A 12,278-nucleotide genomic window follows, 5' to 3' on the forward strand; every position below is an offset into this window, starting at 1 on the left:
TTGGGGCCGGCACAGGCCGGCCCGATTAGCGAGCGCTAGGGTTTTTTGGCGGTCAGCACAGCGCGCAGCGGCGCCGGATAGCCTTCGATCGTTTTGCTGCGATCGTTCGGATCGAGGAATTCGGCCAACGACTCGCTGGTCATCCAGTCGGTGCGGCGCTGCTCTTCGAGGCTGGTGACGCACATATCGGCGATCTTCACGTCGATGAAGCCACACTTCTCCAGCCAGCATTTCAGCGCTTCGGCGGAAGGGATGAAATACACGTTGCGCATCTGTGCATAACGATCGCCCGGCACCAGCACCTGGTGACGGTCGCCTTCCACCACCAGCGTTTCCAGCACCAGCTCACCTTCAGGCACCAGCTGATTTTTCAGTTGGTACAGGTGATCGAGCGGCGAGCGGCGATGATACAGCACCCCCATCGAGAACACGGTGTCGAACGCCGCCAGATCCGGCAACTGCTCAATACCGAGCGGCAGCAGATGGGCGCGCTGATCGCCGCCCAACAGTTTGCGCACCGCTTCAAACTGGCACAGGAACAGCTGCATCGGATCGATGCCTACGGCGAAGTGTGCGCCGGCGCCGATCATGCGCCACAGGTGATAGCCGCTGCCGCAGCCGACGTCGAGAATGGTGCGGCCGGCCAGCGGAGAAATGTGCGGCAGTACGCGATCCCATTTCCAATCAGAATGCCATTCGGTATCGATATCGATGCCATACAGCGAGAAGGGCCCTTTGCGCCACGGCATCAGGGTGCGCAGCATTTTCTCGATGCCTTCAAGCTGGCCCGGCGACAGCCCCGGCTCCATCTCGGCGCGCACGCCGTGCAGCAGATCGAGACGGGTGGGAGTCAGCGTCGGCAAATGCTCTACCGAGTTGAACCACTGCTTGAATTTGCCGTGCAGCGATTCGCGCTGCCAGGCGCTCAGCTGAGCGGGCAGCGTATCCAGCCAATGGCTGAGGGGGCTCTTGGCAATGCGCTGATAGAAGTCACCAAACTCGATCATTGCGCATCCCCCGCTTTCAGGGCGATCAGCGAACCGAAGTTGAAGCACTGGAACCACACTTCGGCATGCTCGAACCCAGCCTGTTGCAGACGCGCCTTGTGCACCTCCACCGAGTCGGTCAGCATCACGTTTTCCAGCATGCTGCGTTTTTGGCTGATCTCCAGCTCGCTGTATCCATTGGCGCGTTTGAAATCGTGGTGCATGTTGAACAGCAGTTCGCCGACTTCGGCGTCTTCAAAGCTGAATTTTTCCGACAACACCAGCGCACCGCCCGGGCGCAGGCCGCGATAGATTTTCTCCAACAGGCGCAGGCGATCGGCCGGTTCGAGGAACTGCAGCGTAAAGTTCAGCACCACCATCGAGGCGTTTTCGATATCGATGTCGCGAATATCGGCTTCGATGACGTCAACCGGCGTGTCGGCGCGGAAGGCGTCAATATGGCGGCGGCAGCGTTCCACCATCGCCGGCGAATTGTCGACGGCGACGATAGTGCAGCCGGGCACTCTGATATTCCGCCGCATCGACAGCGTCGCCGCGCCCAGCGAGCAGCCCAGGTCATACACCCGGCTGTCGGGTTGCACAAAACGTTCGGCCAGCATGCCGATCATCGAGATGATGTTGGAATAGCCGGGAACGGAGCGTTGGATCATGTCGGGGAACACTTCGGCGACGCGTTCGTCAAAGGTCCAGTCGCCCAATTTGGCGATGGGGGCGGAGAAAAGAGTATCGCGGTTTGGCATAGCGGCAAATCAGTTCAGAATTCGAAGCTGCGTAGTCTAACAGAAAAGCGCAAAAAAGCGGAGCGGAAGCAGGCGGCGCGGCCGCCTGATGATAAAACGGGATCAATGCAGGCTGAAAATCAGATCCCAGGGCAGATAGAAGATATTTGCCAGCACCATCAACAACAAAGAGATATAGGTCGCGGCCATGCCCGAACGGCGCCAGCGAACCTCGCGGTTGCGCAAACCGTAGTAATGCACCAGACGCCCGGCCATCAGCATCAGGCCGCAGAGGTGAATCATCCAGATTTCCGCGCCGTTCATCTCCATAATCACCAGCAATACGGCAGCGATAGGAATGTATTCAACGGCGTTGCCATGTACGCGGATGGCGGTCTGTAATTCGTAAAAACCGCCGTCGCCGTAGGCTACGCGGTACTGCATCCTTAATCTGACTACGTCATAAGAGAGTTTGATCAACAACAATGCGCCGAGCACCACATAAAGCGCGCTTACCATTTTTCACTCCGTTCCCTAACCAAAACTGGCAGCCAGCATCATAGCCGTCATTGTATTCACTGTCGCGGGGAAATATTTGATGTTATTGGTCAGATTAATAGGTCAAAACAGTGCATCCTGTTCCGGCCAGTCTGGCGGCGCAGGCAAATCGGGGATCGCCAGGCGCAGCTGCTGCCAAATTTTTTGCGCTTGCTGGGGCGAATCGCCGTTGTCCGGCGTATGAATAAACAGATACGGTTGATGCTGTTGCTGCCACAGCGGCAGTTTTTGCTGCCAGGCTTCGAACCACCGCAGGTTGTCGGCCAATTGGTCGCCGCCGATAAAGCGCACCAGCGGTTGGCCGGCGGTGATCAGCGCGTGCACCGGCAGCTTCGGTTTTTTCTGCTGGGCATCGCGCACGGCGGCGGTATTGGGGGCGGCGTGATGCACCGGGCGACTGTCGAGGAGCACCCGATTGATGCCGCGCTGATGCAGCCCCTGATTCAACGCGCGCTCTTCTTCGCCTTTGGCGAAAAATGCCGGATGACGCACTTCGACGCCGTAAGTGAACTCCTGCGGCAGGCTTTCGAAGAACTGCCACATGCGCGGCAGCTCATCGGGGCCGAAGGCGGCGGGCAACTGCAGCCACAATTGCCCGATGCGTTGATGCACCGGGCTCAGGCAGTGGTAAAACGCCTGCAGCTCGGCGGCGCAGTTGCGCAGGGCGGCTTTGTGGCTGATGTCCGACGGGAATTTGAAGCAAAAGCGAAAATCGTCGCCGGTCATGTCGCGCCAGCGCTGCACGATTTCCAGCTTCGGCAGCGCATAGAAGGTGGTGTTGCCCTCCACGCAGTTGAAATAGCGGCTGTAATCCGCCAAGTCGCGCAGCCCGATTCGGTTCCAGGCTGCATGTTGCCACTGTGGCAATCCGATGTAGATCACGGCATCGTCTTCCTTTACTTGTGCTTGGCTTATCAGGCTACAACTTAACGTTACCGGTCGAGCGCGGCAAGAATTTCGCCGGTGTCGCGCACCCGCGCCAAACGCGGGAAGATGTGTTCGAACGCGAAACGGTGCATTTCTGCGTTCTGCGCGCTGCAGACGTCTTCGGCGATCACCAGCTCATAGCCGTGTTCCCAGGCGGCGCGGGCGGTGGATTCCACGCCGATATTGGTGGATATGCCGCCCAAGACTACGGATTTGATGCCGCGACGGCGCAGCTGCAAGTCCAGATCGGTGCCGTAGAAGGCGCCCCATTGGCGCTTGGTGATCAGAATATCGCTGTCGCAGACCGCCAGCGGCGCGGGGAACTCCCACCAGGTGGCCGGCAAACCGCCGGCGGGCGCGGGAGCCGGTTTATCCACCGGTTGTTTCAGCGCCTCGGCGAAGGAGTCTGACCAACCGACGCGCACCAACAGCACCGGCGCGCTCAGCATGCGAAAACGCGCGGCCAGCAGGGCGGCGTTCGCCACCACCTGGTCGGCGCCGTGCGGGCCGCCGGCGTAGGGCAGAATGCCGTTTTGCAAATCGATCAGCACCAGAGCGGTGGTTTGGGCGTCAAGTTTCAGCATGGATTTCATCTCGTTGCGAAGTGGATAAAAACTGTTCGGCGCGTCGGGCGAGCTGCGTTCGGCGCAAAACCGGGGGAGAATCAGGCTACGTGAAAAAACTGTCGCAGGTTAATGGGAAATTTGTTAACCGATGTGTTGATTCGAACAAAAACGCGCCATTTAGTGCAGTAACAATGCTGTGTTCGCACTTATCGGGCGGATGAATTTCCTTTATAATGACTCCCTTTTTTCAACACTCTTTAATCCAACGACCTATGCCGATTTATGAATATGCATGTGGTGCTTGCAACCATCGGTTAGAGAAATTGCAAAAATTTTCCGATGCGCCGCTGGCAGACTGCCCGGCGTGTGGGCAGCCCGCGTTGACCAAGTTGATTTCATCTTCCGGTTTCCAGCTTAAGGGCACCGGCTGGTATGCGACGGATTTTAAACCGGGTAACAAGTAGAATTTATCAGATAACAGCCGCGCGACAGGGGCGCACTAGCCCGGCGCGGCATCGGCTGTGTAAAAGGATAGCGTATGCGTACTGAATATTGCGGGCAGTTGAATCTGTCCCACGTGGGCCAGGAAGTCACTCTGTGTGGTTGGGTCAATCGTCGTCGCGATCTCGGCGGCCTGATCTTTATTGATATGCGCGACCGCGAAGGCATCGTGCAGGTGTTCTTCGATCCGGACGAGAAAGTGGCGTTCGACAAGGCCTACGACCTGCGCAATGAGTTCTGCATCCAGATCGTCGGCACCGTGCGTGCGCGTCCGGACAGCCAGATCAATAAAGATATGGCCACCGGCGAAGTGGAAGTGTTTGCCCACGCGCTCGAGATCATCAACCGCTCCGAGCCGCTGCCGCTGGACTCCAATCAGGTCAACAGCGAAGAAGCGCGCCTGAAATACCGCTACCTGGATCTGCGTCGCCCGGAAATGGCCGAGCGTCTGAAGACCCGCGCCAAAATCACCAGCTTCGTGCGCCGCTTCATGGACAGCCACGGCTTCCTCGACATCGAAACGCCGATGCTGACCAAAGCGACGCCGGAAGGCGCCCGCGATTACCTGGTGCCGAGCCGCGTGCACAAGGGCAAATTCTACGCGCTGCCGCAGTCTCCGCAGCTGTTTAAACAGCTGCTGATGATGTCCGGCTTCGATCGTTACTATCAGATCGTCAAATGCTTCCGTGACGAAGACCTGCGTGCGGACCGTCAGCCTGAATTTACCCAGATCGACGTCGAAACTTCCTTCATGACCGCCGACCAGGTGCGTGAAGTGATGGAGAAACTGGCGCGTGAACTGTGGCTGGACGTGAAGGGCGTGGATCTGGGCGATTTCCCGGTCATGACCTTCGCCGAAGCGATGCGTCGCTTTGGTTCCGATAAGCCGGACCTGCGTAACCCGCTGGAGCTGGTGGACGTGGCTGACCTGGTCAAGGACGTCGAGTTCAAAGTATTCTCCGGCCCGGCCAACGACGTCAAAGGCCGCGTGGCGGCGATCCGCGTACCAGGCGGCGCACAGCTGACCCGCAAGCAGATCGATGAGTACGGCGCTTTCGTCAACATCTACGGCGCGAAAGGCCTGGCCTGGCTGAAGGTCAACGACCGCGCCGCCGGCATGGAAGGCGTGCAGAGCCCGATCGCCAAATTCCTCAGCGCGGAAGTGCTGGAAGCTGTTCTGGCGCGTACCGACGCGCAGACCGGCGACATCCTGTTCTTCGGCGCAGACAGCTTCAAGATTGTCACCGATGCGATGGGCGCGCTGCGCCTGAAGCTGGGGCGCGATCTGGGGCTGACCCAACTCGACAGCTGGGCGCCGCTGTGGGTGGTCGACTTCCCGATGTTCGAAGAAGACGAAGAGGGCGGCCTGGCGGCGATGCACCACCCGTTCACCTCGCCGCGCGACATGAGCCCGGAAGAGCTGGCCGCAGCGCCGGTCAACGCTATCGCCAACGCTTATGACATGGTCATCAACGGTTACGAAGTGGGCGGCGGTTCGGTGCGTATTCACCGCAGCGAAATGCAGCAGACGGTATTCAGCATTCTGGGCATCGACGAACACGAACAGCGCGAGAAGTTCGGCTTCCTGCTGGACGCGCTGAAGTACGGCACGCCGCCGCACGCCGGCCTGGCCTTCGGCCTGGACCGTCTGGTGATGCTGCTGACCGGCACCGACAATATCCGCGACGTGATTGCCTTCCCGAAAACCACCGCGGCGGCCTGTCTGATGACCGACGCCCCGAGCTTCGCCAACCCGGCGTCGCTGCAGGAGCTGGCGATCAGCGTGGTAAAGAAAGCCGGTGCGGAACAAGAGAGCGAGTGATGAGTTATAAGCGCCCTGAATCTATCCTGGTAGTGATTTACGCGAAATCCAGTGGTCGGGTGCTGATGTTACAGCGGCGCGACGATACCGAGTTCTGGCAGTCGGTCACCGGCAGTCTGGAGCAGGATGAGTCGCCGCCGCATGCCGCGCGGCGTGAGGTCATGGAAGAAGTCGGCATCGATATCGAAGCAGAGCACCTGCCGTTGTTCGATTGCCAACGCTGCGTGGAGTTTGAACTCTTTGTCCATTTGCGACATCGCTATGCGCCGGGAACCACGCGCAATAAAGAGCACTGGTTCTGTCTGGCGTTGCCCGAGGAGCGCGATCCGGTGATTACCGAGCATCACGCTTACCAATGGCTTGAGGCGGCCGAGGCCGTGAAGTTGACCAAGTCGTGGAGCAATCAGCAGGCGATTGAAGAGTTCGTGATCAATTCAGTCCAGTAGTTTTTTTCGGAGATTTTTTATGGCAGGTCATAGTAAGTGGGCCAACACAAAGCACCGTAAAGCGGCGCAGGACGCCAAGCGCGGTAAAATTTTCACCAAGATTATTCGTGAGCTGGTCACCGCCGCGAAGCTGGGCGGCGGCGATCCGGATTCCAACCCGCGTCTGCGCGCGGCGATGGACAAGGCGCTGTCGAACAACATGACGCGCGACACCATGAACCGGGCGATCGCGCGCGGCGTGGGCGGCGATGATGATACCAACATGGAAACCATCATCTACGAAGGCTACGGCCCTGGTGGCACCGCCGTCATGATCGAATGCCTGAGCGACAACCGTAACCGCACCGTGGCGGAAGTGCGTCACGCCTTCACCAAATGCGGCGGCAATCTGGGTACCGACGGTTCCGTGGCTTACCTGTTCACCAAGAAGGGCGTGATCACTTACGCACCGGGCCTGGATGAAGACAGCGTGATGGAAGCGGCGCTGGAAGCCGGTGCGGAAGACATCGTGACCTATGACGATGGCGCCATCGACGTGTTCACCGCCTGGGAAAGTCTGGGCGCGGTGAAAGACGCGCTGACCGCGGCGGGCTTCGAAGCCGAAGCGGCGGAAGTGTCGATGATCCCATCGACCAAGGCCGACATGGATGCGGAAACCGCGCCTAAGCTGCTGCGCCTGATCGATATGCTGGAAGACTGCGACGACGTGCAGGAAGTTTACCATAACGGTGAGATCTCCGACGAAGTGGCGGCGACGCTGTAATCCGGTAAAACGGGCGCCGCCGTCAGGCGGCGCCGTGCATGCAAGGTGGATGTAGATATGGCGATCATACTCGGTATCGATCCCGGCTCACGCGTCACCGGCTATGGCCTTATCCGCCAGCAGGGGCGCCAGTTGAGCTATATCGCCAGCGGCTGCATCCGCACGGTGGTGGACGACATGCCGACGCGGCTGAAGCTGATTTACGCCGGCGTCAGCGAGATCATCACCCAGTTTCAGCCCGACTTCTTCGCCATCGAACAGGTGTTTATGGCCAAGAACCCGGATTCGGCGCTCAAGCTCGGCCAGGCGCGCGGTGTCGCGATCGTCGCGGCGGTGAATCAGAATCTGGAAGTGTTCGAGTATGCGGCGCGGCAGGTCAAACAAACCGTGGTCGGCACCGGCGCAGCCGAAAAGGCGCAGGTGCAGCACATGGTGCGCTCGCTGCTCAAACTCTCGGCCAATCCGCAGGCGGACGCCGCCGACGCCCTGGCCATCGCCATCACCCACTGCCACCTCAGCCAGAACGTGCTGCGGATGAGCGAAGGGCGGCTTAACCTGGCGCGCGGGCGTTTGCGCTGACGCGAAGCGATGATTGCTCAGGCTGGATATTCATCCAGCCTTTTTTATGTTATAAGCTTTACCAGCAACGGCATGGCAGGGCGCCATGCCCGGTCATTTTGCAGGAGGGTAAATGATAGGTCGTCTCAGAGGAAATATTCTGGAAAAGCAGCCGCCGCTGGTGTTATTGGAGGCGAACGGCGTGGGCTATGAAGTGCACATGCCGATGACCTGCTTTTACGAGCTGCCGGAACTGGGGCAAGAGGCCATCGTGTTTACCCACTTCGTGGTGCGCGAAGACGCGCAGCTGCTGTACGGTTTCAACGATAAGCAAGAGCGCGCGCTGTTCCGCGAGCTGATCAAGGTCAACGGCGTCGGGCCGAAACTGGCGCTCGCCATCCTGTCCGGCATGTCCGCGCAGCAGTTCGTCAGCGCGGTGGAGCGTGAAGAGATCACCGCGCTGGTCAAGCTGCCGGGGGTGGGCAAGAAAACCGCCGAACGCCTGGTGGTAGAGATGAAAGACCGCTTCAAAGGGCTCAACGGCGATCTGTTCAACAGCAGCGAGATCAGCTTGCCGTCCGCCGCTGAGAAAGCGCCTGAGGCGGATGCGGAGGCCGAAGCGGTCTCGGCATTGGTGGCGCTGGGCTATAAGCCGCAGGAAGCCAGCCGCATGGTCAGCAAAATTGCCAAACCGGGTGCCGACTGCGAGACCCTGATCCGCGACGCGTTGCGCGCTGCTTTGTAAGGCCGCTAAGAGGTAGATAATGATTGAAGCCGATCGCCTGATCTCCGCCGAACCGCTCAACGAGGAAGACGTCCTCGATCGCGCCATTCGTCCCAAGCTGTTGACCGAATACGTGGGCCAGCCGCACGTACGCGAGCAGATGGAGATTTTCATCCAGGCGGCCAAGCAGCGCGGCGACGCGCTCGACCACCTGCTGATCTTCGGTCCGCCGGGGCTGGGGAAAACCACCCTGGCCAACATCGTGGCCAACGAAATGGGCGTGAATTTGCGTACCACCTCCGGCCCGGTGCTGGAGAAGGCCGGCGATCTGGCGGCGATGCTGACCAACCTTGAACCGCATGACGTGTTGTTCATCGATGAGATTCACCGTCTGTCACCGGTGGTGGAAGAGGTGCTGTATCCGGCGATGGAAGACTATCAGCTGGATATCATGATCGGCGAAGGGCCGGCGGCGCGTTCGATTAAGCTCGATCTGCCGCCGTTTACCTTGGTGGGGGCAACCACCCGCGCCGGTTCGCTGACGTCACCGCTGCGCGATCGCTTTGGCATTGTCCAGCGGCTGGAGTTTTATCAGGTGGCCGATCTGCAGCACATCGTCTCGCGCAGCGCCGGCTGTCTGGGGCTGGAGCTGTCCGACGAGGGGGCCCATGAGGTGGCTCGTCGCGCGCGCGGCACGCCGCGCATCGCCAACCGTCTGTTGCGCCGTGTGCGCGACTTCGCCGAAGTGCGCGCCAACGGCGTGATCAGCGGCGCGGTGGCGGCGCAGGCGCTCGATATGCTCAACGTCGATGCCGAAGGCTTCGACTATATGGATCGCAAACTGCTGTTGGCGATTATCGACAAGTTTACCGGCGGCCCGGTCGGGTTGGATAACCTGGCTGCGGCGATCGGCGAGGAGCGCGAGACCATCGAAGACGTGATCGAACCGTTCCTGATCCAGCAAGGCTTTATCCAGCGCACGCCGCGCGGCCGTTTGGCGACGCAGCACGCCTACCGGCACTTTGGTCTCGAACGCGAAGAGTAAGTTTTTAATCCGCCAATAAGAAAGGGCCGCAGATGCGGCCCTTGTCATATCCCGGCTTTAATCAAGCCTGCTGTTTTTTAAACAGGCTCAGCGTGAACAGCACGGCGGCGCAGAGCACCACCGAAGGGCCGGCCGGCGTATCGTAAAACGCCGAGAAGGTCAGGCCACCGGTAACCGCCACCATCCCGAGCAGCACCGCAATGCCCGCCATCTGCTCCGGCGTGCGCGCGAAGCGGCGAGCGGTGGCCGCCGGAATGATCAGCAGCGAGGTGATGATCAGCGCGCCGACGAATTTCATCGCCAGACCGATGGTCAAGGCGGTGACCAGCATCAGCACGGTGCGCGCCCGCGCCAGATTGACGCCGTCGACGTGCGCCAGCTCAGGGCTGATGGTCATCGACAGCAGATCGCGCCACTGCCACCACAGCACCAACAGCACCACGGCGACGCCGCCGGCGATCATCACGATGTCGCTCAGCGTGACCGACAGCAGATCGCCGAACAGGTAGGCCATCAGATCGACCCGCACGTTGGACATCAGCGCCACCACCACCAGCCCCAGCGACAGCGCGCTGTGGGCCAGAATGCCGAGCAGCGTATCCACCGAGAGCTGCGGGCGGCGCTCCAGCCACACCAGGGCCAGGGCCAGCAGCAGCGTAATGGCGATCACCGCATAGAAAGGATTGATGTCCAGCAGCAGACCGAAGGCGACGCCGAGTAGCGAGGCGTGCGCCAGGGTATCGCCGAAGTAGGACATCCGGCGCCAGACCACAAAAGAGCCCAGCGGCCCGGCGGCGCCGGCCAACAACACCCCGGCCAGCCAGCCGGGAAGTAACAGTTCAATCATGCTTCGCGGCTCCCGGTTTTCTTCAAGACAATCCTTCCCTGCAGGTCGTGACGGTGGTTGTGATGGTGGCGATACACGGCCAGCTGCTCTGCGCCGCGGTTGCCGAACATGGCGATGAATTCGGGATGCATCGAGACCACCTCCGGCGCGCCGGAGCAGCAGATGTGCTGATTGAGGCACAACACCTCGTCGGTTTTCGCCATCACCAGATGCAGATCGTGCGAGACCATCAGCACGGCGCACCCCAGCTCCTTGCGCAGCTGATCGATAAGATCGTACAGCGCCAGTTGGCCATTGACGTCCACCCCTTGCGTGGGTTCGTCCAGCACCAGCAGTTGCGGTTTATTCAGCAGCGCTCGCGCCAGCAGCACGCGTTGGTTTTCACCGCCGGAGAGTTTTTGCATGGGCTGGTCGAGCAGGTGGGCGGCGTGCACGCGTTTGAGCGCCGGCAGAATATCGGCTTTCTTTACGCCCGGCTTCAGGCGCATAAAGCGGCTGACGGTCAATGGCAGGGTAGCGTCGAGGTGCAGCTTTTGCGGCACGTAGCCGATGCGCAGATCGGGCTCACGCTCCAGCGTGCCGGCGGTCGGTTTTACCAACCCCAGCACAACGCGCACCAGCGTGGATTTACCCGCGCCGTTCGGGCCCAGCAGGGTGAGAATACGGCCGGGCTGCAGGCTGAGGGAAATATTCGACAGCACCTTGCGGCTGCCGAAGGCGACGGAGATATTTTTTAGCGTTATCAGTGTAGACATCTCGAGATTACAGGTTGCAGAACGAAGCGAATGTTATAATATCACGCCTTGTTGATGAAAACGATGGGATTACTGATGATGGCACAGAAAAATAAATGGCTGCAGCGCACGCTGCTGGCCAGCGCATTCTTGATGGCCGGTCCGCTGAGCAGCGCTTCCGCGGCGGTGGTGACGACGATTCGTCCGCTGGGCTTTATCGCTTCGGCTATCGCCGACGGCGTGACGCCGACCGAGGTGCTGCTGCCGGATGGCGCTTCGCCGCACGACTTCGCGCTGCGGCCTTCCGATATTCAGCGTTTGCGTTCTGCCGACCTGGTGCTGTGGGTCGGACCGGACATGGAAGCGTTCCTGACCAAGGCGCTGGTGCCTATCTCGGCAACCCGCAAACTCGCCATCAGCGAACTGCCCGCGGTGAAGCCGCTGCTGATGAAAGGCGAAGATGACGACGATCATGATCATGCAGGCGAGGCGCATAACCATGCTGATGACGATCATGGGCATCATCACGGCGAGTACAATATGCACGTTTGGCTGTCGCCGGAGGTGGCAAAAGTGACCGCGATCGCGATTCACGACAGATTGTTGGAACTTATGCCGCAAAATAAGGACAAATTAGACGCGAACCTGCGCCAGTTCGAGAATCTGCTGACGCAAACTGACAAAAATGTTGGTAACATGCTTACGCCTGTGCAAGGTAAGGGTTATTTTGTTTTTCATGATGCTTACGGCTACTTTGAGAAACACTACGGTTTGAGTCCGCTGGGCCATTTCACCGTCAATCCCGAAATTCAGCCTGGAGCACAGCGCCTACACCAAATTCGAACACAGTTGGTTGAGCAGAAAGCGGTATGCGTTTTTGCTGAGCCACAATTCAGGCCGGCCGTAATCAATGCCGTCGCCAAGGGTACCACTGTGCGTTCCGGAACGCTGGACCCGCTGGGCATCGGCATCGCGCTGGGGAAGGACAGCTACGGGAAATTCCTGACACAGCTGTCAAGCCAGTACGTGAGCTGCCTGAAGTAAGCTTATGAGGATAATAT

Annotated in this window: 15 protein-coding genes; 8 read left to right on the plus strand and 7 right to left on the minus strand. The window is 59.8% G+C overall.

The features are described from left to right. Nucleotides 1-35 precede the first annotated feature (35 nt). The 5 genes from cmoB to IMX17_RS04075 all read right to left on the minus strand — a co-directional run bounded on the left by cmoB (nucleotide 36) and on the right by IMX17_RS04075 (nucleotide 3,795). A complete protein-coding gene (cmoB, locus tag IMX17_RS04055) occupies nucleotides 36-1,007 on the minus strand; it encodes a tRNA 5-methoxyuridine(34)/uridine 5-oxyacetic acid(34) synthase CmoB (RefSeq protein ID WP_182264314.1) in 972 nt (323 codons plus the stop codon). Further along, nucleotides 1,004-1,747 carry a carboxy-S-adenosyl-L-methionine synthase CmoA gene (cmoA, locus tag IMX17_RS04060; protein WP_193549353.1) on the minus strand — a complete coding sequence of 248 codons (744 nt, stop codon included), beginning with the start codon at nucleotides 1,745-1,747 and terminating at the stop codon, nucleotides 1,004-1,006. Before cmoA ends, cmoB begins: the two co-directional genes overlap by 4 nt. Nucleotides 1,748-1,849: 102 nt before the next feature. Continuing rightward, nucleotides 1,850-2,245: an MAPEG family protein gene (locus IMX17_RS04065; RefSeq protein ID WP_004932387.1), complete on the minus strand. Its 396-nt coding sequence runs from the start codon at nucleotides 2,243-2,245 to the stop codon at nucleotides 1,850-1,852. Nucleotides 2,246-2,347: 102 nt separating this feature from the next. Continuing rightward, complete coding sequence (locus tag IMX17_RS04070) at nucleotides 2,348-3,163, minus strand: DUF72 domain-containing protein (RefSeq protein ID WP_193549722.1); 816 nt, start codon at nucleotides 3,161-3,163, stop codon at nucleotides 2,348-2,350. A gap of 53 nt (nucleotides 3,164-3,216) precedes the next feature. Next, a complete protein-coding gene (locus IMX17_RS04075; protein ID WP_193549354.1) occupies nucleotides 3,217-3,795 on the minus strand; it encodes a hydrolase in 579 nt (192 codons plus the stop codon). 254 nt (nucleotides 3,796-4,049) lie between these two features. On the opposite strand from IMX17_RS04075, the gene IMX17_RS04080 reads away from it, so the two are divergent. The 7 genes from IMX17_RS04080 (at nucleotide 4,050) to ruvB (ending at nucleotide 9,636) form a co-directional block, all read left to right on the plus strand. After that, entirely contained in the window at nucleotides 4,050-4,241 is a 192-nt protein-coding gene (locus IMX17_RS04080) for an FmdB family zinc ribbon protein (protein WP_033632845.1), read from the plus strand. A gap of 74 nt (nucleotides 4,242-4,315) precedes the next feature. Further along, nucleotides 4,316-6,100 (plus strand): aspartate--tRNA ligase, encoded by a 1,785-nt coding sequence (gene aspS, locus IMX17_RS04085; RefSeq protein WP_193549355.1) that lies wholly within the window; start codon nucleotides 4,316-4,318, stop codon nucleotides 6,098-6,100. Further along, the gene (nudB, locus tag IMX17_RS04090) at nucleotides 6,100-6,546 is read left to right on the plus strand and encodes a dihydroneopterin triphosphate diphosphatase (protein ID WP_004932373.1); all 447 of its coding nucleotides are present in this window, start codon (nucleotides 6,100-6,102) and stop codon (nucleotides 6,544-6,546) included. Before aspS ends, nudB begins: the two co-directional genes overlap by 1 nt. Nucleotides 6,547-6,565: 19 nt before the next feature. Continuing rightward, nucleotides 6,566-7,309: a YebC/PmpR family DNA-binding transcriptional regulator gene (locus IMX17_RS04095; protein WP_004932370.1), complete on the plus strand. Its 744-nt coding sequence runs from the start codon at nucleotides 6,566-6,568 to the stop codon at nucleotides 7,307-7,309. A 57-nt stretch (nucleotides 7,310-7,366) separates the two neighbouring features. Continuing rightward, complete coding sequence (ruvC, locus tag IMX17_RS04100; protein ID WP_004932367.1) at nucleotides 7,367-7,888, plus strand: crossover junction endodeoxyribonuclease RuvC; 522 nt, start codon at nucleotides 7,367-7,369, stop codon at nucleotides 7,886-7,888. A gap of 112 nt (nucleotides 7,889-8,000) precedes the next feature. After that, the gene (ruvA, locus tag IMX17_RS04105; protein WP_033643353.1) at nucleotides 8,001-8,612 is read left to right on the plus strand and encodes a Holliday junction branch migration protein RuvA; all 612 of its coding nucleotides are present in this window, start codon (nucleotides 8,001-8,003) and stop codon (nucleotides 8,610-8,612) included. A gap of 19 nt (nucleotides 8,613-8,631) precedes the next feature. Further along, nucleotides 8,632-9,636 (plus strand): Holliday junction branch migration DNA helicase RuvB, encoded by a 1,005-nt coding sequence (ruvB, locus tag IMX17_RS04110; RefSeq protein WP_046896686.1) that lies wholly within the window; start codon nucleotides 8,632-8,634, stop codon nucleotides 9,634-9,636. 61 nt (nucleotides 9,637-9,697) lie between these two features. On the opposite strand, the gene znuB is transcribed toward ruvB, so the two are convergent. After that, complete coding sequence (znuB, locus tag IMX17_RS04115) at nucleotides 9,698-10,483, minus strand: zinc ABC transporter permease subunit ZnuB (protein ID WP_033643351.1); 786 nt, start codon at nucleotides 10,481-10,483, stop codon at nucleotides 9,698-9,700. Next, nucleotides 10,480-11,238, minus strand: coding sequence for a zinc ABC transporter ATP-binding protein ZnuC (gene znuC, locus IMX17_RS04120; protein ID WP_004932357.1), 759 nt, complete (start codon nucleotides 11,236-11,238; stop codon nucleotides 10,480-10,482). Before znuC ends, znuB begins: the two co-directional genes overlap by 4 nt. A 78-nt stretch (nucleotides 11,239-11,316) precedes the next feature. Between znuC and znuA the strand changes: the two genes are divergently transcribed. After that, nucleotides 11,317-12,261, plus strand: a complete 945-nt coding sequence (gene znuA, locus IMX17_RS04125) for a zinc ABC transporter substrate-binding protein ZnuA (protein ID WP_193549723.1) — start codon at nucleotides 11,317-11,319, stop codon at nucleotides 12,259-12,261. Nucleotides 12,262-12,278 lie beyond the last annotated feature (17 nt).

The sequence above is a fragment of the Serratia sp. X3 genome (genome assembly GCF_014982455.1).
Classification (GTDB): domain Bacteria; phylum Pseudomonadota; class Gammaproteobacteria; order Enterobacterales; family Enterobacteriaceae; genus Serratia; species Serratia ureilytica.